General features: G+C 38.2%; 21 protein-coding genes. All 21 read left to right on the forward strand.

The features are described 5' to 3' along the window. The first annotated feature begins 195 nt into the window (after positions 1-195). The 21 genes from G601_RS0110735 to G601_RS0110845 all read left to right on the forward strand — a co-directional run bounded on the left by G601_RS0110735 (position 196) and on the right by G601_RS0110845 (position 22,917). Positions 196-963, forward strand: a complete 768-nt coding sequence (locus G601_RS0110735; protein WP_051205748.1) for a LytR/AlgR family response regulator transcription factor — start codon at positions 196-198, stop codon at positions 961-963. 128 nt (positions 964-1,091) lie between these two features. Next, the gene (locus tag G601_RS0110740; RefSeq protein WP_196808868.1) at positions 1,092-2,384 is read left to right on the forward strand and encodes a sensor histidine kinase; all 1,293 of its coding nucleotides are present in this window, start codon (positions 1,092-1,094) and stop codon (positions 2,382-2,384) included. Positions 2,385-2,494: 110 nt separating this feature from the next. Beyond that, positions 2,495-3,364, forward strand: a complete 870-nt coding sequence (fliD, locus tag G601_RS0110745; protein WP_026665349.1) for a flagellar filament capping protein FliD — start codon at positions 2,495-2,497, stop codon at positions 3,362-3,364. Positions 3,365-3,468: 104 nt separating this feature from the next. Further along, positions 3,469-4,461 carry a hypothetical protein gene (locus tag G601_RS25030; protein WP_051205750.1) on the forward strand — a complete coding sequence of 331 codons (993 nt, stop codon included), beginning with the start codon at positions 3,469-3,471 and terminating at the stop codon, positions 4,459-4,461. 137 nt (positions 4,462-4,598) lie between these two features. Beyond that, on the forward strand, positions 4,599-5,891 hold the full coding sequence (locus G601_RS0110755) for an MFS transporter (RefSeq protein ID WP_026665350.1): 1,293 nt from the start codon (positions 4,599-4,601) through the stop codon (positions 5,889-5,891). After that, on the forward strand, positions 5,881-7,017 hold the full coding sequence (locus G601_RS22910; protein ID WP_035790671.1) for a helix-turn-helix domain-containing protein: 1,137 nt from the start codon (positions 5,881-5,883) through the stop codon (positions 7,015-7,017). Before G601_RS0110755 ends, G601_RS22910 begins: the two co-directional genes overlap by 11 nt. Further along, positions 6,995-7,447, forward strand: a complete 453-nt coding sequence (locus tag G601_RS0110765; protein WP_026665351.1) for a GNAT family N-acetyltransferase — start codon at positions 6,995-6,997, stop codon at positions 7,445-7,447. Before G601_RS22910 ends, G601_RS0110765 begins: the two co-directional genes overlap by 23 nt. Then, a complete protein-coding gene (locus G601_RS0110770) occupies positions 7,440-7,940 on the forward strand; it encodes a GNAT family N-acetyltransferase (RefSeq protein WP_026665352.1) in 501 nt (166 codons plus the stop codon). Before G601_RS0110765 ends, G601_RS0110770 begins: the two co-directional genes overlap by 8 nt. 269 nt (positions 7,941-8,209) lie before the next feature. Continuing rightward, on the forward strand, positions 8,210-8,590 hold the full coding sequence (locus G601_RS0110775; RefSeq protein ID WP_026665353.1) for a BlaI/MecI/CopY family transcriptional regulator: 381 nt from the start codon (positions 8,210-8,212) through the stop codon (positions 8,588-8,590). After that, positions 8,587-9,699 carry a M56 family metallopeptidase gene (locus tag G601_RS0110780; protein WP_026665354.1) on the forward strand — a complete coding sequence of 371 codons (1,113 nt, stop codon included), beginning with the start codon at positions 8,587-8,589 and terminating at the stop codon, positions 9,697-9,699. Before G601_RS0110775 ends, G601_RS0110780 begins: the two co-directional genes overlap by 4 nt. Before the next feature lie 102 nt (positions 9,700-9,801). Then, positions 9,802-10,254, forward strand: coding sequence for a hypothetical protein (locus G601_RS0110785; protein ID WP_026665355.1), 453 nt, complete (start codon positions 9,802-9,804; stop codon positions 10,252-10,254). A gap of 76 nt (positions 10,255-10,330) precedes the next feature. Continuing rightward, a complete protein-coding gene (locus tag G601_RS26130) occupies positions 10,331-10,507 on the forward strand; it encodes a hypothetical protein (RefSeq protein ID WP_155829860.1) in 177 nt (58 codons plus the stop codon). A 516-nt stretch (positions 10,508-11,023) separates the two neighbouring features. Further along, positions 11,024-13,348, forward strand: coding sequence for an ABC transporter substrate-binding protein (locus G601_RS0110795; RefSeq protein ID WP_026665356.1), 2,325 nt, complete (start codon positions 11,024-11,026; stop codon positions 13,346-13,348). A gap of 27 nt (positions 13,349-13,375) precedes the next feature. Next, on the forward strand, positions 13,376-15,859 hold the full coding sequence (locus G601_RS0110800; protein WP_026665357.1) for an ABC transporter substrate-binding protein: 2,484 nt from the start codon (positions 13,376-13,378) through the stop codon (positions 15,857-15,859). A gap of 24 nt (positions 15,860-15,883) precedes the next feature. Continuing rightward, positions 15,884-17,356 (forward strand): S41 family peptidase, encoded by a 1,473-nt coding sequence (locus G601_RS0110805; RefSeq protein WP_026665358.1) that lies wholly within the window; start codon positions 15,884-15,886, stop codon positions 17,354-17,356. Then, positions 17,334-17,684, forward strand: a complete 351-nt coding sequence (locus G601_RS0110810; protein ID WP_026665359.1) for a hypothetical protein — start codon at positions 17,334-17,336, stop codon at positions 17,682-17,684. The genes G601_RS0110805 and G601_RS0110810 overlap by 23 nt, the downstream gene beginning before the upstream one ends. Before the next feature lie 40 nt (positions 17,685-17,724). Continuing rightward, positions 17,725-19,986: an ABC transporter substrate-binding protein gene (locus G601_RS0110815; RefSeq protein ID WP_155834515.1), complete on the forward strand. Its 2,262-nt coding sequence runs from the start codon at positions 17,725-17,727 to the stop codon at positions 19,984-19,986. A gap of 300 nt (positions 19,987-20,286) precedes the next feature. Beyond that, the gene (locus tag G601_RS0110825) at positions 20,287-20,985 is read left to right on the forward strand and encodes a leucine-rich repeat protein (protein ID WP_026511294.1); all 699 of its coding nucleotides are present in this window, start codon (positions 20,287-20,289) and stop codon (positions 20,983-20,985) included. After that, positions 20,982-21,695 (forward strand): leucine-rich repeat protein, encoded by a 714-nt coding sequence (locus G601_RS0110830; protein WP_026665362.1) that lies wholly within the window; start codon positions 20,982-20,984, stop codon positions 21,693-21,695. Before G601_RS0110825 ends, G601_RS0110830 begins: the two co-directional genes overlap by 4 nt. 467 nt (positions 21,696-22,162) lie before the next feature. Further along, a complete protein-coding gene (locus G601_RS0110840) occupies positions 22,163-22,549 on the forward strand; it encodes a S8 family serine peptidase (protein ID WP_255346199.1) in 387 nt (128 codons plus the stop codon). 95 nt (positions 22,550-22,644) lie between these two features. Continuing rightward, positions 22,645-22,917, forward strand: a complete 273-nt coding sequence (locus tag G601_RS0110845) for a hypothetical protein (RefSeq protein ID WP_026665364.1) — start codon at positions 22,645-22,647, stop codon at positions 22,915-22,917. Positions 22,918-22,923: the final 6 nt, after the last annotated feature.

The raw sequence follows: 22,923 nt of genomic DNA on the forward strand, positions 1-22,923 counted from the left end.
ACATTGACCTATAGAGAGTGCTGGCATAATGTTATGATTAAAATATAGTTGAAATTCAAAAAGCTTACATGAAGAATCATGTTAAGCTTTTTGTTATGTCTATGGAGATAACTTTGTTGTTAACGGCATTATGATTGTTAGTTTTGATGATATGGATGTGATAGACAATAAAAGAGGAAAGTGGGTTCACACATTATGGGAAAAATGTGTTTTGCAATCTGTGATGATGAAAAAGCAGTACGAGAATTACTTTACGGATGGCTTTCCGGAAGTGTGTATAACGCGGAAATAAAGGAGTATTCATCAGCTGAAGACCTCATAAAGGACATAGATTCAGGAACCAGAATTGATGTGCTTTTTCTTGATATAGCTATGGGTGGTGCTGATGGTATTGAGGCTGCCAAAACTCTGGGGGAAAGAATTGAAGAAAGTGGCCGCAGTATTAGGGCTTCAAGGCCGCTTATCATATTTGTCACAGGTATTCCCGACAGAATGGGAGATGCTTTTGGTGTAAGAGCTTACGGTTATCTTCTTAAACCAATATCCAAAGCTGCATTTGAGTCTGAACTACGAAGAGCAGTGGAAGAACTGAAAAAAATGGATGCCCAGATGATATGTGAAGCTGCATATGAAGAGGATACAGGAGAACAATACACAACAATCCAGACAGGTGGAATAACAATCCAGATAGCCATCAAGGATATTTTGTATATAGAAAGTAATGGCAGGAAAACTACTGTACATCTCAAAGGCAAAAACTATGAAGTGTATAAAAGAATGTCAGAATTTGAAGATGAACTAGGAAAAGAGTTTTTCAGAATACATAGAGGATATCTTGTGAATTTGAACCATATCAGAGGGTACACAAGGACAGAAGCCATTATGGACAGCGGAGATTCTATTATTATTTCCAAATATAAATATGCAGATTTTGTTAAAGCATATATGGATTATATTTTGTGACGAGGTACTTGGTGTATATGTCAGAAGTGCAAATTAGGATAATAGAAGAATTTTATGGAGTATCAATAATACTGATACGAGGCATATTTTTGTTTTATTTCATTCGCCTGTTTATAAAAAAAGAGGTTTTGAACAGGGTAAAAAGGATTGTGTTATCAGCAGTAATTACGATAGAAGCATTATGTCTGTATTCTCTTCCCTTCCCTGTAAAAGGGCTATTTACCATAATAAGTGTTCTGACAATCATTGCCATATTCTATTTCTATGACAAAAAGGCAATGCCACATATGCTTTTTGTGTTTTTTCTCTGGCAGAACATTTATTATGTCTGGCACTTGATCAATACAGCAGCTTCTAATTCAGTAACAGACAAAGTCATAGGAAGTATAGACTACTCGCTGGAGGGAGCGATAGAAGAACTGTGGATCAGGATGTTTTTGCTGATGATGGCTCAAGTAATATTTATGACTGTACTATTGTGGCTGGAATTTTTATTAATAAAAAGGATTTGTCCAGAACAGTATGATATGACCTGGACGGAAGCAGTCTATCTTTCAATCTACTCTGCGGTATCTTATTTTATCTCATACATGATTGTAGATGTTATGGTCGTTCCCATGCAAAAGGAAGTATTTGTTTTGCTGGACGAAAAGAGAAGTCTTAGATATACTCTGCCAATTCTTGCAGTGCTTATCTTTATAGGTGAATTATCAGCCATAGCAACCTGGCAGCGGTATAGGCGATTAAAGGAAGAAGATCTTTTGCTTCAGGAACAGGTGCAGGAGCAGGAGTTTCTGAGAAAAAAGATAGAATTTACTGAAAAACATCACGATCAGATCAGGACTCTGCGTCATGATATGGCAGGAAAGCTGATGATTTTAAAGAGTTTTATCGAGAATAATCGCTATCAGGATGCAAGTGATTTTTTAAGTGAAATGGATATAGAGCTGAATGCCAGTGGGGTGAAATATTCTACAGGTAATCCGGTTACTGATGTTGTAATAAATGAAGCGGCAACTCAGGCAGAAAAGCAGGGATGTACCTTTGAGTGTGAGTTTTCTTACCCTGAGGATAAGAGTATCAGTGCTATGGATATGGCTATTGTACTCAATAACCTTTTAGATAATGCATTGGAAGCGGTGGCATTGGTATCGGAAAAAGAACGATTTATTAAGCTGTACGGGACTTCAAAAGATAACTTTTATCTGATAAAAGCAGAAAATTCCTATGATGGAACTGTTATACGGGACAAAGATAGCTCAATAGTTAGCAGGAAAAAGGAAAAAACAGATAATGGGCAGCATGGTATTGGGCTAAAAAGTGTAAAAAACATCGCAGAAAAATATCTCGGCGGAGTCAAAGTGGAGACTGGAAATAATACTTTTATCGTTACGGTAATGCTGCAGTCAAAAGAAAAATGACTATTCATTACATTAAACTGTCCGTTCGTTACAATCCTATTTAATTGTCTCATTTCATGGACGATACTTGAAATAGCAAAGGAAAAAGCTCCTTGTGAGGAGGTGATCGCATGAATTTTGGGATGGATTATGTAGGCGCGCTAATGAGCAGGATCGGTGGTGCCGGCTCAGTTTGGAGTGGCTATGGAACGGGATCCGTAAGAAAAAGTGGAAGACAACAGCTTACCAAAGGTCAGGCTGTTGCACAGGCAAGCTATGCGGATACTTTTATGAAAATGTCCAGGGCAGAAAGACGAGAGGCTGTTGAATCAGGCACTCGAAAAAATACCGGAGCTTTTTCATCAGGCAGGTATGGAAACGCTGGAAATATCCGTTCAACGGGAAACAGCAATCTGTATAACAAGCTTAATGGTAGTTCTGCCAGAGCAAACAGTTCAGTGCTTGAGGGCGGTGTAAAGGCTGAGGCAGCCGGGAAGGCACTTGGCAGCGATTATATCTACAATGATAAAAATACTGATGAGCTGTATAACAGTGCAAAGAATCTTGTTGATGGATATAATGACATAGTTTCGCAGGCAAAGAACAGCACAGCTACAATTATCGGAACCAGAGCTACTGCCATGAAAAATGATGCTGCCGGCAATAAAAATGCTCTTAGTGAAATTGGTATCAGCTATAACAGCAAAAATGGAACACTAAGCATTGATGAAAAGAAATTTAAGGCAGCTGATAAGGATAAAGTCAAAAACCTGCTTGGACGGGATGGTTCATTTGGTCAGAGGATCCGTTCTAATTCTACACTGATTCAGAGCGTGGCTGCGACAGCTGTAAGGAATAGTACAACCAGTGCTTATGGCAGCAATGGATTGTATGGGACCAACAGCCTTTATGGATTGATGAGTAGTTATGGGTTAGGAAGCAGCTATGGGCTTACTGGGAACTATGGACTTTCATCATTTTTAGGAAACTGGCTGGCGTAAGGGAAAACTACATAGATTAAAGCTACGGAAAGCGCTTTGGTTCGAGGGATCTAATTTGAACTAAGGCGCTTTTTGTGTCTCGGAAGTATCTGGAGGAAATATATATGCGAATTGATCAGAGTGAAATAAACAGTACAGCTTCAAGATATTATGATAAACAGTACGGCCAGACGGGAAAAGGCAGCAACATGGGATTTGTTGGCCTTGTCGATAAAACAACAGAGAAGGAAATGACAACATATGAAGCTAAGGGAACAGTCAAAACTACAGATGGTAGAAGTATTGATGTTAATATGAACGCCTCTATGGAACGATGCAAAGTGTCAGAAGTTTTTGTACCGATGGCTTCTCCGCTAGATGCGCTGTTTGATCCACTTATCATAAATACAGGATCCGACACTGCAGAGCTTAGTGATAAGAAATTCAAATTTGACCTGGATGCAGATGGAAAAGAGGATGAGATCTCTACGCTTGGTGAAGGAAGCGGGTTCCTTACACTGGATAAAAATGGAGATGGCAAGATTAACGATGGAAATGAGCTTTTTGGAGTGAAAAGTGGTGATGGCTTCAAGGATCTTGCAGAATATGACATAGATGGAAATGGCTGGATCGATGAAAATGATGAGGTTTTTGATCAGCTCAAAGTGTGGTACAAGACTGAAAACGGCGATGAGTTAAAGAGTCTTAAGGATGCAGGCGTCGGAGCGATTTTCCTTGGAGCAGAAGAGACAGAATTCAGAATGGATGGTGCAGATCAGGTTCTTGACGGAAAGATCCGGAAAACAGGCATGTTCCTAAAAGAGAACGGGGGAGCAGGGACTATTCAGCATGTGGATATGGCTATAAAAGGACGCGAGGCTGAACTATTATCGGATGAAGAAAAGCTTGATCAGTTAATGGAACAGATAAGAAATCAGAGTACTCAGAATCGACAGAGAAACAATAATAATACTAACGCTCAGAGGAGAGCTCAAAAAGCTGCCAGACAAAAGAAGCAGCTTGAGGAGTATTACAAGAAAAAGGATTATCAGAAACAGTTGACTGAGGAAGCTATTGAACGTCGGGAAATGCTGCAGGATCAGAACAAGCTTGCCTGATATCGTCTTGACCTTTACTCAACACTGTTTTCCTGACTGGAAATATTTATCTTTCTAAACTATACAATTGGTGTATTATTATTTATATGAAATCCACCTAAAATGAAGCCAACAGAACCGGATGGGAGGCTTCTTTTATGGAACAGAACAGAGAAATATCATATAGGCAAATACTTAGAATACCAGATTACAGAAAACTCATTCTTTCAAACATGGTCAATCGTTTTGGGGATTCTATAGATTCAATAGCTTTCACATGGATTGTATATCAGATCACTCACAGTGCGGCGTGGTCAGCAATAGTATTTGGAGTTAATTTCCTACCCAATGTAGTAGTGCAGCCATTTGCAGGCGCTATTGTCGAAAAGATGGATAAGAAAAGGGTCCTGATAATAACAAACCTTCTGAGAGCAATTGTAATCACATCTTTTGTAGCCTTATATATTTTCGGGCATATTGGACCTGTTGTAATGGTGGTAATAACGCTTATTATCACAACGATTGAGTCATTTGATCGACCTGCAGCGTCTGCATATACTGCTAACGTGATCAGGAAAGAGCATATGACAGCAGGCATCAGCCTGAATAAGATGCTTTCAAGTGCTGCAACTCTGATAGGCACAGGAATTGGCGGAGTAATCCTGGCGAGAGCAGGAGCTACGGCAGCTATGTGCATAGATATAGCGACTTTTTTAGTCACAGCTATTCTTGTCGGACTTATGAAAAGTGATGGAATAGCTTTTTCGGAATGCAGCAATAGCAAAGCAGGTAATTCAGAAGAGAGTATCATCAGATTATTTAAGGATGGAATCGCATATACTGCAAAGACTCCGGTTGTCAGGAATTTCTGTATGCTCTGTGTGGCGCTGAATTTTATGCTCGTACCGATAAATGCACTCCAGGCACCTATAGCAAGTGAAATCTTCAAGACCGGTGCTGAGATACTCAGTTTTGCAGGAGTTTTTTCCGCGCTGGGAGGTATTGCAGGTTCTGCCTTATTACCGCTTCTGTCAAGGAAGCTTTCTCCCTTGAGCATTACAGGCTTAGGAACAGCAGCACTGGGGATTGGACTTTTGGGAATACCCGTCGGAGGCATTTTTGCCGGAAATAAGACAGCCTGCTATATCGTTATGAGTGTTTGCTTCTTTGAATTGACTATTGCAGCTTCACTTATTGGTGGCGTTCTTGGTATCCAGTTCATGAAATGCGTTGATCAGGAATATATGGCAAGAGCCTCAGCGGTGTTTGATGCAACTTCAACGGTGGCTATGCCTGTCGGATCATTTGGGATAAGCGGGCTCGTAACATATATGAGCACTTCAAATATAATGATTTTTAGCGCAGTATTTTCGTTAGCAGTTCTTCTGGCACTGGTTCTGACAAGGCCAGAGCTTGAAAAAAGAGAGGTAAAAACAGCAGATGCAGCTTAATTTGCATGAAAATATCAAAAAGTATAGGAAGGAAATGGGGCTTACTCAGGAAGCTCTTGCAGAGGCGTTTGGTGTTACGGTAGGTGCCGTATCAAAATGGGAGAATGGAAGTACTGTTCCGGATATCGTCACACTTATGGAACTGGCAGATTTTTTCAGTATTTCCATGGATGTTCTTCTTGGATATGATATGTCCTCTAAAAGGGTTACGGACATTGAAAAAAGAATAAATAAGCTGTTAAATGAGGGAAAACATGATGAGGCAATGGCTGCGGCAGAAAAGGCTATTGTTAGATACCCTGGGAACTTTAAAATTCTCAAAGAGTCTGCACAGTTATACTCGGTCATTTACACCTTAGATGGCTCAGAGGCACATAGGAAAAGGTCAATAGAGCTATATGAAGCTTCGCTAAGATACATATCTCAAAATGATGATCCGGATTTTAATGAGGTATTTATACGATTTATGATTGCTGAGCTCAAAAGCGAAAAAGCTCCGGAGGAGGCTATTGAAGATTTCAAAAAAATAAATTATTTAGGCATAGCAGATATAAATATAGCTCGCATATTAATGAAGACAGGCAGGATTGATGATTCACTACATGTATTTACAAGAGTTTTGGTCGCAGTAATTGTCAGGATGATAGGCCTTTCCATGAGTATGACAGGAGCGCTCATTGCTACAGATAAAACAAAAGCTTTTAGGGAAGCCTATGATTTTATACAGTGGGGGATGGAATTCTTTGATTCTATCTCCAAAGAGGAAAATAGCTATTTATCCAAAGTGAAAGTTACGCTTTTGATTCTTAAGGCTATGTGCCTGTCCTGCCTTAAAGAGTATGATGATATGAGAAATTGTGTTGATGAAGCATATTCGTTAGCGCAGGAGTATGATAGGAATCCAACCAACAGTCTTTCCGGGAAAATAAAGTTTTGGCATGCAAACGAAGACTTTAAGCCAGCCCTATATGATGATTTGGGACAGAGCGCTGTTGATAGTATTGATAAGTTACTTGCGCTGGATGATAATGAGCCTTTCCCGGAAAGTGTGGTTAAGAAAATAACTGAAGTAAAGAAGTATTGGGAAAGTATTAAAAAGGAAGATGAAAGAACGGATTATAGATGATGAAATAAGACTGATTCCATATTACAGAAACGATGAGGTATCACTTCCCTGGTATCAGGATCTTGATGTATGTAAACAGGTTGACAACAGGGATGAACCATATGATCTGGAACTTTTGCATTGTATGTATGACTATCTCGGTTCTCATGGAGATTGTTACTATATAGAGTACAAGGGGACGCTGGTTGGAGATGTTTCGCTTAGGGAGAATGCTGAAGTAGCCATTGTGGTATGTAAGGAATATCAGAATCAGCATATTGGAAGACGTTGCATTCAGGATATGCTGAGATTGGCGAAAGAAAAAGGCATGCAGACAGTCAAGGCTAATATCTATTCCTTTAATAAACAGAGTCAGTGTATGTTTGAACCGATAGGATTTAAGAAAACAGATGAAGAGTGGTATGAATTCAAGGTATATGTAGATGATTAAAAGAATAGAACCTAAGGATTATGACTATGTTCTTGAATTAAATGAAGAAAATGTCGATGTCCTGATACCTACTGATAGAGAAGAACTGAAATATCTTGCTGAAAAGGCAGCTCTCTTTCAGATTATCTATGTAGACGAAGTTCCTGCCGGTTTTATCATTGCTTTACGAGAAGGCCTTGAGGACTATGATTTCAAGAGCTATAGATGGTTTAAAGAGCGGTATTCCAAATTCCTTTATATAGACAGAGTTGTTGTTGATAAAAAATACTGGAAAAAAGGTTTAGGACGTAAGTTATATCAATATGCATTTGATTATGTTAAAGAAAATGACATAGAGATAGTGGCTGCTGCGATTACTACTGTTCCTTATAACAAAGAGAGTTTGGCTTTTCATGCAAAGATGGGCTTTACTGAAGTTGGGGAGCAGCTTATCCGTGGAGGTAATGTCAGAATATCGCAACAGGTTAAAGAATTAAGAATTGTGAAAGGGTGATTATGATATAGAAATCATAATAAAAACTATGGAAACTAAGAGTCTTGTCGCTGTAGAAATTAGAATGGTTCGAGAAGATTTATAAAATGATTTACTGAAAAGCTTTTGGGATTTCCTAAGAGCTTTTTTGTTTAATAAAAACAAAAAGATACAGTCAAAATGAATTGACGCATACTATCAAATGCCATATACTCTATATATAACTTTGGGGAAATCAGCCGTATCAGGCGAAATTCAAATTGTTTAAATAAAATACAGGGAGATAACGGATGTACTTAACACAGAGCGAGATGGAGATAATGCAGGCATACTGGACAGCGGAGAAAGAGATGTCTCTGGCAGAGTTGATCGAGGCAAGTCCTAACAGGTGTTGGAAGGACAGATCAGGTTTTTCTATCATAAACAGTCTTATAAAAAAAGGCCTTCTTAAAGAAGTGGGATATACGCACAGTGGGAAGACAATTGCCAGGACTTTTGCACCTGAGGTCAGCTGCACGGAATATATGATGGAAGAACTGATGCAATATGAAGGGAAGATATCTTTGCCTCAGCTGGTTTCAGGGATAATTGGGACTGGAAAAGTTGATGCGGATGAAATAGAGGAACTGGACAGACTTGTAAAAGAAAAGAAGAAGGAAATCGGGAAATGATAAGTATAAGTACCTGGTCTGTGTTTACTGCGATGTTTTTTGGAACAGCGGTTGCGCTGACTTTTCATATAGCTGTGCAAAGAGATAGCAACATGTTTTCCGCAGGAATGACCCCATGGATTGCAGCATTTGTCATGCTTCTTGTAAGGATCATAATTCCCATAGAAACATGCATTTCATTTGTAATCCCATCGAGGATAGTGATGACAGGCCTTAATGATTTTTTGAACTCAAGGATAGGCAATGTTATATCTATAGGTTCACTGCTGATAGTCATATGGATTGCCGGTGCTGCTTTTGCAATCGGCTTCTGGGGATATAAGGTCTTAAAAAACAGAAACAGTATTAGACTTTTAATTATACAGGGTAAAGAGCTTCCTAAGGAATATGCCTTTATAGCAAGGAGCGCGGGCCTGGATCCGAAGAAAATAGTAATGTCTGAATTTATTGAAGAGGCTGTTTCGGTTGGGGTTATAAATTATGGTGTGATATTGCCAGCGGTGGATTATTCGGACCTGGATATCAGAAATATCTTATTCCATGAAGCATCACATATCAAACACAGGGATGTCCTGACCAAAATGCTGCTTCATCTTGCAAGCTGTATTTTGTGGTGGAATCCGGTGCTTAGACTCCTTGAAGTTGATTTTGAAATGCTTTCTGAAAGAAGATGCGATGAAGCTGCTGTAAGAGGTTACTCACAGGAAGAGAAGATCAGTTATATTGAGACCATGAAAAAGATGGCAGTCATAAGAGCGATGAAGCCTTATGGGTACAGCGTGGCAAGCTTTTCAGGAATTACGCAGAAAAGAATGCTTGTATCAAGAGCACGCCGAGTATTCTTTGATATAAGAACAGATAAAAGGAAGAATTCTGTGATCATAATGCTGGGACTGGTTCTTCTTTTTGCATCATACGTACCGGTCATACAGCCTCTCTATGATCCGCCTTATGTTGAGGACGAAATATTCATAACAAAGGATAATGCATATTTACAGCTTACGCCGGACGGATATGACTTGTATGTTGATGGCGAGCTTTTTGAACAACATATACCTAAAAAAGAATTAAAGGTGGAGCCATATAACATGTTGGAGATAAGAAAATAGAAAAGGATGGGATTAATTGTCCCGAAATTAAATGCTCATGCGTTATATAAATGAGGGGATTAAAGATACTTGAGAAGGGAAAACTTTGCCAGGAGGATTTACATGAAAAATATATTTGCAAAAGTTAGATTTATGGCAGTTTTAATCGGCACTATCGCGGCTTTTATGATTTTTTTATGTACAAGACCATCTAGAGAAAAACAGATAATAGCCTTTGTAGAAGAGAATAAACTTCAACTTACAGATATAGCTCAGAACATGATAGATGGGGATTTGTCTAAAAAAACATTCAAAAAGGCTAAAATGGATGGAGTTTTCAGAAATTCAGAGAGTGAAGAAATTGTTCAATTTACGTATACAGGAAAAGGAATAGTTCCTGCTTCCAAGTATTATGGCTTTTATTATTCTCCTTCAGATCAGCCACAAGCTTTTCAGAATGTTGATGTCAATTTGGAAGCAGAAAATGGCTACTGGAAGTGGCATGACGAAGGTGATAATGGCGGAATAACTAAGAAAATTGGTAACGGCTGGTATTATTACGAAGCATGGTTTTAATAATGACATTTCCTGATTAGTACAGTCTTGTGTAGAAAGTTAGTTGTTCATTCTAAAGATCAGCGGAGGGAATAATATGCATACAAAAAAGCTGGTAGTGATCTGCTTGGGGGTAATTGTGGCAATAATTATAACGGTAGTGTCATTTGGGGATATGTCTGCCAAACCGGAGCCGTTAACTAATGGTTCTGAATTAAATAAAGAAGTTACATTTGATGACATTAAAAGCTGTGGATGGGTTGACTGTTTTTAAAAGTCGATACTTATGGCATTACATATTATGCTTTCATCGTCTTCAATTATCAGTATGGTCTGTGAGCTCATAATGTGTCCTTATTATGGTTTTTCTTTACTATAACATAGATTTTATACGACTTAGGAAAACTTAAGAATTATTAAGATTTATCTGAAAAAATAGATGATAATATGAATTTAGCAAGATGATTAGAGGGAAGGTATATATGAAAAGCTTGATATTTTGTATTGTTGGAATCTGGATTATTATATTTGTTCTTTTATGTCCATTCCCACCATTATTTGGAATCCCCGGTTTGATATGGAGAGCTATAGTGGGAACGATGGGGTGTTCTACTCTTATTTTGGGATTATATGGCAGAAGAAAATCTTAAAATAAGCAGATTTTGTGTCCCGAAATAGGATGCTCACGCGTTATATAAATGAGGGGGGTGATTGTTTTTGAAGTAGATACTTTTATGGCATTACATAACGAGATTGAGATAAGGCTTTCAAAATGGGAGAAAAGGGGACTATGAAAAAGAGTTTTGGGACAAGAGTATTAGCTATGGGCATGATATGTACCATGACCATCCTTGGTGCATGTGGAAATAAGGAAAATGTAGCTCTGCAGGAAAACGCTGATGTTGAACCTGCGATTGACAAGGATCATGTATATCGGTGGGAGGACATCGACTTACCTGTAAAGGATAGTAGTTACTGCATTAGCAGTTGCAGCACAGAGGACAGTTTTTTCACACTGATAGGCTACTACGAAGGGAGCGAAGCTGCTCCGGAGATAATGAGGGTTGATTATGCTTCCGGAGCTGTGGCTGAGATTCCCCTTCAAGCTGCCTATAATATTGCATACTGTGAGATGACAGCTGACGAAGATGAAAATCTGTATCTGGTAAAGACAGTTTACACCGATGATTGGCTGGAAGCTTATGAAAATGAGGAAGAGATTGCCTACTCGGAAAAATTTCGTGCTGACAACACTACTTCTACTATTGTAAAACTTTCAGCAGAAGGGAATATTATATGGGAAAAACCGCTTACTGAGACAGATTCGAAGCTGACAGTAGGGAGCATGGCCTATGTTAAGGGTAGGGGAATCCTGACCTATAGTAGAGGCGCATCTTCATTTTATGATGAAAACACCGATGAAGGAGAAGAAATCATAGGGGGAAATGATGATTCTTCTGATGATTACTACTTCGGAAATCTATATACGCTGCGAGATGGCAACGTATATCTATATGACAATTCCTACAATGAAAACGGTCTTATCATTAAAAAATTCAACCCGGATACGATGGATTTTGATGAAGAGGTTTCTATTCCAAACGATGCTCAGAATGGGAATAGAATCTATCCAGGAAAAGCCTTCGATTTTTATGTTGAAGAGCGCTCCGGAATAAAGGCCTTTAATCTTGGGGACGAGCAGATGACGCTTGTCTGTGACTTTGAGGCATCGGATATAGTAATAAATTACCTGACATATATCGGGGATGATGAAAACGGAAAAATCTTTGTAATAAATGAAATGCCCGATGAAGAATCTGAGCTTGCAAGTTTGACAAAAATCAATCCATCAGAAATTACGGAAAAAGAGATTATCACAGTTGGAACCATTTTCATATCTGATGAGGTCAGAAAGCAGGTCTCCAAATTCAATAAAAAGAGTGATAAATACAGGCTTAAGCTGATTGATTATGCTACTGACAGCGCAGGAGCGGATTTGTCAGGATATTTTGACTGTGTAGATAAGCTGGGGCTGGAATTTGTTCAGGGGCAGGGGCCGGATATTATGGTGGTTTACCATTCTGCAGCTCTTCAGAATTATGCGAAGAAAGGTGTGTTTGAGCCTCTTGATTCATATTTTGAAAATGATCCTGATATTAGCATCTCTGATCTTTTACCCAATGTGGTCGATGCCACAAGAGTAAATGGAGAACTGTATACCGTTGTTCCGTCTTTTTATGTGAATACCTGTGTTGCAGCTAAAGATAAGCTTGGAAATCAGAAGGTCACACTGGAGAATTATAAAGAAATATGCGAAGCAAATGGTATTGATCCTGTTGTCGGAATGGGCTATATGACAAGAGATGCAGCCACGGACTTCTACGAAACCACAGGAAGCACTTTTATTAATTATGAAAATGGAACCTGCAGTTTTGATTCAGAGGGCTTTGTTAATCTTCTGAAATTCATTAATCAGTTTCCGGAAGAAACAGAAGATGATGAAGATAACGATGAGTGGGAAGAATACGAAACATACTTCAGGCAAAATAAAGCTCTTCTTTTGGATTATACCCTGGCATCTTTTCAGGACTATAAGCTGCTGCTTGATGGATACTTTGGCACGGATGTAGAGTTTAATGGTTATCCAACAAATGATGGAGGAAAATCCTTCCTCTCCATGGGAATGCAGATAGCAATGAACCACAACTGTAAATATAAAGACGCTGCCTGGGAATTCATGAAGTCTTTTTATGACTATGATTATCGAAATAAATTACAAAGGGATTTTCCAATAAAGAAAAGTGCTCTTGAAGCGATGGCAGCAAAAGCGCAGGAAAGACCTTACTATACTAATTCAAAGGGCGAAGAAGTATATACGGGTGATATCCTTGGGATAGGAAATGAGGAATACCAGCTCGATGAACTCTCTAAGGAAGAAATAGAAACCGTGATAGATTTCATTTCATCGGTGACGGATGTATCAACTAATGAAATCCAGATTGAAAACATAATAACCGAAGAAGCCGGGGCTTACTATGAGAACCAGAAATCGGCGGAAGAGGTGGCTGATATCATACAGAGCCGGGTTAGTCTTTATCTTAGTGAAAATAGCTGATGGCTGGAAAATAGGAGAAAAAGGTGTATGAAAAAGAGTTTTTGGAAGAAGGGGCTTACCATGGGGATGGTATGCACCATGGTTTTTACAAGTGCGTGTGGGAAAAAAGAGACTGCACCTGAACAGGAAAAAACCAAAGTGGAATCCAGGATTGATAAGGATCATGTCTACCGGATGGAGGATATAGAGCTGCCGGTCAATGGGGACAGCTATATTCAGAATTGCTGTACAACAAAGGAGAATTTCTATACGCTGGTAGATTTTTATGGTGGAGATGAGGATGAGATCTCCCTGCTCAAAATGGGATTTGATGCAGAAAATGTCGAGAAGATCCCGCTTGATACAGACGGTAATACCTCATACAGATCTCTGGCAGTTGATGAGAAAGAAAATCTTTATCTCATAAAGACGGTGTACTCTGATGAATACATGGCTAAGATCCAGGCAATGGAAGACGAAGAAGAATCTGATGAAGCAGTTGTTTCAGATAACGAAAGTGCTGAAACAGCGGAAGAAACATCCGTGGAAGAAGCCGCTTCAAAAGAGGATGAAGATTCAGATGAAGCTATAGAAGAAGACTCAGATGATAATAATGAAGAAAATGTAGAAGCAACAACTGACGATACAACAATTTCAGAAGCAGCTTCTGATTCCGATGTTAAAACCACTATGGTCAAGCTGTCTCCTTCAGGGGATGTTATATGGGATCAGCCTCTCACGGAATCTGATGCCAAGGATTATGTCCGCTCCATGATATATGTTAAGGACAAAGGTATCCTTACTCAGAGTAGTGGAAAATTCTCATTATATGATGAGAATACCGGTGAGGGAAAACAGATCGCAGAGAGAAAGCCTGATGGTGATGACGATTACTATTATGCATACATGTATGCCATGAGGGATGGCAGCATATACATCTATGAAGATAATTGGGATGGTAATTCAACAGGACTGATTAAATTCAACCCGGATAACATGTCCTTTGATGGAGAGGCATCCCTTCCAGAAGGAGTATATGGCGGAAGCAGTTTATATCCCGGAAAATGCTATGATTTTTATATAGCTGATTCAACAAGCATAAGTGCATTTAATATTGGTGATGAGAAAACAACCCTTATCTGCGATCTGACATCTTCTGACATACTGTCCAATTATTTCAGCTATGTAGGAGATGATGAGAGTGGAAAGCTGTATGTGCTTAATAACGATGAAGACAGTAAACCGATGCTTGCAAGCATGGTAAAAGTTGATCCGTCAGAAATTGCTGATAAGGAGACGATCACAATCGGTACCGTCTGGACACCGATGGATGTTAGAAAGCAGGTAGTCAGGTTCAACAGAAAGAGCGACAAATACAGGATAAGTCTGATCGACTATGCAGAGGATAACATGGATGATACAGGCGATGCCTATAGCGATTCCATAAATAAACTGGGACTTGACCTTGTACAGGGACAGGGACCGGATATGCTGATTGTTGACTATGATATGCCGATTCAGAGCTATGCCGAAAAGGGCGTTTTTGAGCCTTTGGATTCCTATATTGAAAACGATACCGACATACAGCTCTCTGATTATGTGACAAATATTGTGGATTCGACCCGTGTTGGCGGAAAGCTTTATACAGTTGTTCCTTCGTTCTCGGTCAGCACCTGCGTGGCTGCTAAGGATAATGTAGGAGATGAAAAGGTCACACTTGGGAATTATAAGGATATTTGTGAAAAGAACGGTATAGACCCTGCTGTCGGCATGGGAGCAATGACCAGAAATTCAGCTTCTGAACTGTATGCCACTACAGGAACTACATATATAGACTATGAGAATGCGACCTGCAACTATGATTCTGATGGCTTTGTCGATCTTTTGAAATTTGTAAAACAGTTCCCTGAGGAAATGGATGAGGATATGGATTACGAAGAATATGATACGTATTACAGGGAAAACAAGTCACTTCTTCTGTCATATAATATTTCTTCCTTCAAAGAATATCAGGTGCTGGAAAAAGGTTATTTTGGCAAAGATATAGTGTTTAACGGCTTCCCCACAGCCGATGGTGGAGAGTCCTATATTTCAGTTGATTCTCAAATAGCAATGAACAAGGATTGTAAAAACAAGGAAGCAGCATGGGAATTCATGAAATCATTTCTTGTAGATGATTATCAGGACCGTCTGGATTATGGATTCCCAATCAAGACAAGTGCCTTAGAAGCTCAGGCTGAGAAGGCTCAGCACAAGCCGTATTACATCGATAGTGATGGCAAAAAGGTTGAAACCTCAGAATCCTGGCATGCAGGTGGACAGGATATAGAAATCACAGAGATGTCAAAGGAAGAAACAGACAGACTTATGGATTTCATCAAATCCCTGACTAATACTGTAGCGTATGAAAATAAGATATCGACCATCATATATGAAGAGGCAGATGCTTTCTATGAGGATCAGAAAACTGCGGAAGAAGTAGCCGATATCATCCAGAGCAGGGTTAGCATTTACCTTAGTGAGAATAGATGATGGTCGTAAAGTAGGGGAAAAGGTATGGTAAAGAGCTTTTGGTCTAGGAGAATCACCATTGGGGCAGTATTCATCATGCTTTTACTGAATGGATGTGGAAATGGTTCATCAGGGCAAAATGTAACGGAAGATCCTGCGGATATAGAATCATTAACAGATGCTACACCGGTCACAGCAGATGAGTATGGGAAATATATTGAAAAACAGTTATTAGATGTAATAGCGGAACAGCTAAACATAGATGATGCAGAGGTTGAAACTGTTGTATCTGATGATTTAGTGGTTCAAGAAGTTTCTATTGATACCGGGGCACGTGAGTTATCTGAAGATGATAAAGACAATTTGATAAAGCAGATTAAGGTATTTTGTGGTAACAATGTTAGCATTACCTTTAGCCAGGAAAAAGGTGAAGCTCCATATATGAGCGATTATGAGGTGCTGTGGGATGCACTCAGAAATACCTACCCATATTTACCATATCTGCAATCGGTAGGAATTGATACGGATGAAATATACTCGAGGTATGCAGAGGAAATAGAAGCTGTTTCAGATGAAGACCAATTTTATGGAAAAATAGAAAGCATGCTTTCGGAATTGAATAATTTTGCCCATCTGCGTGTAATCACACCTAGCGAATACATGAGGGCTTATTATGTTCCGGAAGAAGAGAAAGATATGGTAGCTGAGGAAAATGATCCATATTTAAAAGTTGTGACCAGCCCTTTGCTTTCTAAACGCTATGATGTGTCTGAGGCCACGGAATATGAGACTGGCTCCGCATCTAATGAGGAAATCTTTTCTCAATACTATTCTGATTGTGACACGCTATATCTTAAAATATCGTCTTTTGGATGGGATCTTATTTATAGAGACAGAGATATTATATATGAGTCTTTGGAGCAATATCCTGAAACTAAGCATATCATTTTTGACATTACGGGAAATAGTGGGGGAAGCAATTACTATTGGACAGATAATCTGATTTCTCCATTTGGTGGGCACTATGATTACGAGATTCGTAATTACTATAAATCGTCTCCGTTGTTTGAAGAGTATCGTTCAAATATTGTAACTTTTCCCGTATCCGATTTGAGTGATGCACCTGACTGGGTCGAGGATTTGGGATTAGACAGATATAGTAAGCTTATTTATAGTATCCCTTATGATTATTATGAAGGTAAGACAGTCAATAAAGAGATCAAAAGATGGGTTTTAACAAGTGGTAATGTTTATTCTGCTGCAGAAACATTTACAGGTTTTTGCAAAGCTACTGGTTGGGCTACTATAGTAGGCACACAGACATCGGGGGATGGTAATCATACTTCACCGATTCTATTGTTACTTCCTGATTCGGGTGTACTGATCGGTTTTTCAGACTGCGTAGGCGAAAATCCTGATGGAAGTATTAATGCAGTTCAGGGAACAGCACCCAATATTCCATGTAAGAAGGGTGAAACACCGCTTGGACGTTGTCTTGAAGAGATCAGAAAAAAATGATTTTTCATTACTAATAAAAAGAATATTCTATGCCACGATATGTATAGCTCAACGTTATGATGAAGGTTCATCTCAATATAACAAGGTTGTTAATAGGTTAAAAGTTCCATCAACAGAAAAACTTGAGACAATGATAGAAGATGAAACTGTTTCAGAAGCAAAGCAGGATTACGCCATAGAATATGTATATGATACAAAGCAGTGCCTTGCGGACAGTACGTTTGAATTTGAAAATGTTTTATTTTTCATGAGTGGATGGTGCAAAGGAGAAGCTGCTTTCGGAAATGATGAGAGTTATGAATCCGGAACTATTGTGTTTTACTATTAAGTTTTTTGGAATCAAGGAAAAATAAATTGTTTGGTGGAATATGAAAAAAGTCAATACTTGGGGAAGCTTGGCGGTGGGGATGTGCATGTCTGTGTTACTCATAGGAGCGTGCGGAAAAGCTGAGAACATAAGTGAAAATGAAGCACCGGTAGCAGTTGTTCGGGATGAAGATGTTCGAGAAAGAAGTCATGTTTTTAAATTGGAAGACAAAAAACTTCCCAATGCGGATATGAGTCTTTATTCGGATAGCTTTTCTGTCGTTAATGGCTGCTGCTATTTTCATGCCTATCATGGAGAAATCCTGACGGCTGAATCTATCTTGAAGCTAACTGTGGAGAGAGATTTTGAGGAAATACTCTTGCCGGAAGAATCAGATTATTATTATGAGAAATTTACAGTTGACGATAGTGGGAATATTTTCATTATAAAGACGGCCTATAGCGATGATTCTTCACCATCAGAAAAGTGTCTTGTTAAGTTATCTGCACAGGGAAATATGATGTGGTCTGCACCATTAACTGAAGCTGATTGTGAGAATGATATCCGTGATGTAGCTTATGTAAATGGTGTAGGGGTAGTAATTGTCGGAGAAGGTGAATTATCAATATATGATGAAAATGATGGAAAATTCACAGAAAAAGTAAAGAGAGATACGGATATTCCTAATTACTATGACGCAAAACTTCTTAAGACAAGGAATGGCAAGGTTTATATCTGCGAAGAAGATAGCAATTTGGATTACAAGCTTTATGAGTTTAATTGTGATTCAAAAACATTTGGGAAAGTAGTTGAGACTCCACAATCATTACATGTGAACTGTCAAAGTCTTTTTCCGGGAAGTACCTTTGATTTCTATGTGGCTGAAAAGGATGGCATTTACGGCTTTAATACTGGGGATATGGAAGCGACTTTGATATATGATTATGTCCTGTCAGATATTCAGATGGGGTATATTGCAATTATAGCGGAACCATCTCCTGATAACATGGTTATATATGGATCACTTGGAAATGATGAGTATAGTTTATGCGGTGTCACAGAAGTTAAACCGGAAGACGTTACATCAAAAACTACTCTGACAATAGGGATGATGGGGATTGATGATGACGTCAGGAATCAGATGATTCGGTTTAATCAGGAGAACGATAAAGTAAGGCTAAAGATTCTGGATTATACAGAAAATGATGCTGGTGCGGAAGAAGGCGATTTGTCAGCCTCATACGAAAGACTTAATCTGGATATGGTTCAGGGAAATGCACCGGATATTCTCATACTTGATGATGATATGCCCTGGAGAAGCTACATTGATAAAGGTGCACTGGAATCTCTCGATAAATATGTAGAACAGGATCAGGAAATATCACTGGAAAAAATCCTCGAAAATGTTGTAGAGGCTACATCTATAAAGGGAAATCATTACTTTTTAGTTCCCAAATTCCAGATTAATACATGTGTTGCAGCCAAGGATATAGTAGGGGATGAAATAGTAACACTGGAGAATTATAAAGATATTTGCAGTAGGCAGGGCATGGATCCTACTGATGGAATGGGCTTTCATATACGAGATTACTCGGACATTTATTACTCACTCTGTGGCTCTTCATTTATAGATTATGAAAAAGGTATAAGCGGATATGATTCCGAAGGCTTTAAAGCGTTACTTGATCTTATTTCATCATTTCCGGGAGCAGAAGATGGCGTGGAATACAGCAGTGAAAGAGAAGGCTATTATAGGGAAAACAAGGCTCTTCTCTTGCCATATACTTTTTTTGACTTTGATTTTTATCAGGTGATAAGAGACGGATATTTTGGAAGAGATATCGTATTTAATGGTTATCCATCTGAAAAATGCGGAAAATCATATATAAGCCTACCATTACAAATTGCAATAAGCAGTTCATGTACAGATAAGGAATCTGCATGGCGTTTTCTTAAATCTTTCCTATCAGATGAATATCAGGAAAAAATAGAAGATGGATTTCCGGTGTCTGAAAAGGCGTTTAATTTTCTTGTAAAAAAATCACAGGTCGAACTGGGAGATATATATGGAGATTCACTAATAGCTCATAAAGAATTCAATATTGCAGGTGTTAACGTGGAAAGAAAAGCACTTAGCAAGGAGGAGGCAGAGTATTTTAGCGATTTTATAATGTCTGTGAAAGAAATCTCCCCTGTGGACAATAAGATCCTTGATATTATCAGCGAAGAAGTGGGGGCGTTTTATGCAGGACAGAAAAGTGCTGATGAAGTCGCTAATATCATACAGAGCAGAGTGAGCCTATATCTCAGTGAGAGCGAGTAATATTATAGAGCAGAGGTAATGGTTTTATGGGAATAGAATCTGATGTAATAATTGGTGGTGCTGACGGACCGACTGACATATTTTTATTAGATAAGTCGAAGGAACCGACATTTAAGCAAAGGATACAGCGCCGTATAACAAGAATAAGGAGATATCATGAATGTTTTAGGCGGAATTATGGGATATCTGAGTCTGGAAGTGTGGGATTTAACAGTAATAAGAAAAAGATGTCCCGAAATCAGAAGGTGAAACGTTATTAATATGTAACGCATATTTTAAAAATATAAAGGAGATGTTGGAATGAAGAAAAGTTTATTTGCTATGGGGGCAGTACTGGCTATGATTGCCATTTTTAATGTGCATCCTATAAAGTCTACTGCGGCCGACTACTACGATTATTATGGGGACAACCTGCCGGAAGGGGCAGAATTTGCGTATGAGTTTTGTACTTATAGAGTACTAAAGCCTGCAACGATACACTCATATGGAGAAGTGGAAATTACCGGATTTAATCCTACTCCGGATGAGGAGCTTACCGACACATATCCATATCCGTTTGAAACGGTTGATGTTATAGGGGATATAGATGATTTTTGGGATTTTCATGTAGTTGGGATAGCGGATAACGCCTTTAAGAACAATCAGTATATTAAACAGGTCAATATTAAAAATGTCGATAAGTTCAGATATATAGGAAAAAGTGCATTTGAAGGATGTACTCAGCTTAGAAGTTTTAACTATTATTTTGCGTCAGGACTTACTGAGATTAAAGCAAGAGCTTTTTATGGCTGTAGCGAACTGAGTGAAGTTATGTTTGATAAAAGTGAGTTGGAACGCGTAGGCAAAAAGGCATTTGCAAAAACGAAGCCTAAACTCAAGTTAAGAGCCTATGACATCAGTCCGAAGCAGCTTGAAAAGACTAAGAAGTTGCTTACAAAAGCAGGTGCTAAAAAGGTATGTTTCAAGAAAAGAAAAAAGTATTGGAGTGACAAAAAATGAGTATGAAAAAAATATATTGGTATTTGATGGCAGTTTTAGCTATGGTTTTTTCATTTAATATATATTCAATAAATGCATGTGCCGAGACATATGTCTCAACAGGTGAAGAGGTCAGTGCTGATCACCTCATGAAGGGAGATGAATTTATATGTGAAAAATATGATCTATTCAAATTCAGGGTTGTAAAAACCGCAAGTGAATCTAAAAATAAGTACATACAAGTTGAAATAACAGGATTTAATCCTTCTCCAAAAACAAAATATACAAAAAAGAATTATGAAAATGTAGCTTGTGAAGATTATTACTTAGAAGACTATGAGATTGTCGGAATAGCTGATAATGCCTTTAGGGACAACCAGATGATAAAAAAGTTTATAGTCTATTCTGCTCCTTTAAAATATATAGGAATAAGTGCATTTGAAGGATGTACAAATCTCAGGTACTTTTCTATCAGCGATACTGATAGCCTTAAAATGATCAAGGAAAGAGCTTTTTATGGCTGCAAATCCATGTATAAATTTGAGTTAAAAGGAAATAAATTAAAACGAGTAGGTAATGATGCCTTCAGAGATACAAGATCTGTTATGATGAAAATTGTTGGTTTTGATATGAAATCGAAGCATATGAAAAAGTTGAAGTCATTATTCAAGAAGGCTGGTGGCAAGAACGTTATAGGTAGACACTTTAAACCTGCACGATGCCTCAAGTAATGGATTGAGGTGTAGCTTAGGACAACGGCAAATACATTTTAAGAATAATCAAAGGGAATATTTGTACGGGAGAAAGGCATTTGGGGATGAAGACATAACAATTTTTGATGTGAAGCTCGCCTACACTATAGGTGTAATACTGGTACTTTTCATTGTGTTTTTAATGGCGGGAATGAGGGCATTTCCTGTGAATAATTGATTTGTAGTAGGAATAAATCGAGTTATTCTAGGCAGGTGATAATCTGGCTAACGAAGGACGATAACCTCTCGACCGTAATCCGGAAGAGAGGTTATTTGCTTATTGGTTAATATAATTTCTTTTTGTTTAACAAGTGCTCAATAGATTTTTGATACTATCTTCGATATCATATCAATTGAACCGGTTCCAATATTATGTTGGTGACGAGACAGGAAATACATATAATCTTATTAACGCTATTGAATATGCTTAAAAATGTGGCGCAAATATTTGTAATTTGAGTTTCTCGGATTATTCATATAATATTGCCTTAAAGAGGACTATTGAAAATTTCAATATGTTATTTATAGTATCTGCTGGTAATGATGGTATAGAATTAGACAAAGAAAATGCAATTTTTCCCCAATCATATGATTTGGATAATGTTATATCAGTTGCAGATATGCGTTGTGACGGATTGTTAAGTAAAACATCAAACTTTGGAGTTGAAACAATTGACATAGCAGCACCAGGAACTGATGTTAGTGGTAAACATATGAATGAGACTGTATCTGGAACTTCATTTGCTTCTGCAAATGTTACAGGTATTGCGGCCGCTATTTTTTGTATGAATCCTACTGAATTAGCGCCACAATCATTAAAAAAATTTTGGTAAACAGTGTTACTAAAGCAAATATAGAAGTTAAATCGCATGGATATGTGAATCTTTCTAATGCAATGAAAGCTGTTGATTATAAGGAGGCAAAATAATTGTCAAAAAAGAGAATGGTAATAATGTTGATTATAGTTGGTTTTGTAATTTTAGGAATTTCAGAAATTATGATGTATCAATTATATATAGGTTCTGATTCGCCTCTACTAGGGAATAACACATGGACTATAGCTTTTGTATTGTATGGAATAGCTTTTATTATATTAACGGCTTTATTTGTTATAATAATTCCTTTGATATTTAGAAAACATAAAAAGACCATCTTAAAAATATGTAGAGTCATTATGGGGAAAGACGACAAGTCAAATTAAGGAAGA

The organism is Butyrivibrio sp. FC2001, assembly GCF_000424125.1.
GTDB lineage: Bacteria > Bacillota > Clostridia > Lachnospirales > Lachnospiraceae > Butyrivibrio.

Bases quoted from the DNA above. Each gene is read 5' to 3' on its own strand.
- G601_RS0110830 (WP_026665362.1), top strand. From the start codon at position 20,982: ATGAGTATGAAAAAAATATATTGGTATTTGATGGCAGTTTTAGCTATG.
- G601_RS0110780 (WP_026665354.1), top strand. From the start codon at position 8,587: ATGATAAGTATAAGTACCTGGTCTGTGTTTACTGCGATGTTTTTTGGA.
- fliD (WP_026665349.1), top strand. From the start codon at position 2,495: ATGAATTTTGGGATGGATTATGTAGGCGCGCTAATGAGCAGGATCGGT.
- G601_RS0110815 (WP_155834515.1), top strand. From the start codon at position 17,725: ATGAAAAAAGTCAATACTTGGGGAAGCTTGGCGGTGGGGATGTGCATG.
- G601_RS0110800 (WP_026665357.1), top strand. From the start codon at position 13,376: ATGAAAAAGAGTTTTTGGAAGAAGGGGCTTACCATGGGGATGGTATGC.
- G601_RS0110805 (WP_026665358.1), top strand. From the start codon at position 15,884: ATGGTAAAGAGCTTTTGGTCTAGGAGAATCACCATTGGGGCAGTATTC.
- G601_RS0110785 (WP_026665355.1), top strand. From the start codon at position 9,802: ATGAAAAATATATTTGCAAAAGTTAGATTTATGGCAGTTTTAATCGGC.
- G601_RS26130 (WP_155829860.1), top strand. From the start codon at position 10,331: ATGCATACAAAAAAGCTGGTAGTGATCTGCTTGGGGGTAATTGTGGCA.
- G601_RS22910 (WP_035790671.1), top strand. From the start codon at position 5,881: ATGCAGCTTAATTTGCATGAAAATATCAAAAAGTATAGGAAGGAAATG.
- G601_RS0110825 (WP_026511294.1), top strand. From the start codon at position 20,287: ATGAAGAAAAGTTTATTTGCTATGGGGGCAGTACTGGCTATGATTGCC.
- G601_RS0110755 (WP_026665350.1), top strand. From the start codon at position 4,599: ATGGAACAGAACAGAGAAATATCATATAGGCAAATACTTAGAATACCA.
- G601_RS0110795 (WP_026665356.1), top strand. From the start codon at position 11,024: ATGAAAAAGAGTTTTGGGACAAGAGTATTAGCTATGGGCATGATATGT.
- G601_RS0110735 (WP_051205748.1), top strand. From the start codon at position 196: ATGGGAAAAATGTGTTTTGCAATCTGTGATGATGAAAAAGCAGTACGA.
- G601_RS0110775 (WP_026665353.1), top strand. From the start codon at position 8,210: ATGTACTTAACACAGAGCGAGATGGAGATAATGCAGGCATACTGGACA.
- G601_RS25030 (WP_051205750.1), top strand. From the start codon at position 3,469: ATGCGAATTGATCAGAGTGAAATAAACAGTACAGCTTCAAGATATTAT.
- G601_RS0110770 (WP_026665352.1), top strand. From the start codon at position 7,440: ATGATTAAAAGAATAGAACCTAAGGATTATGACTATGTTCTTGAATTA.
- G601_RS0110765 (WP_026665351.1), top strand. From the start codon at position 6,995: ATGAAAGAACGGATTATAGATGATGAAATAAGACTGATTCCATATTAC.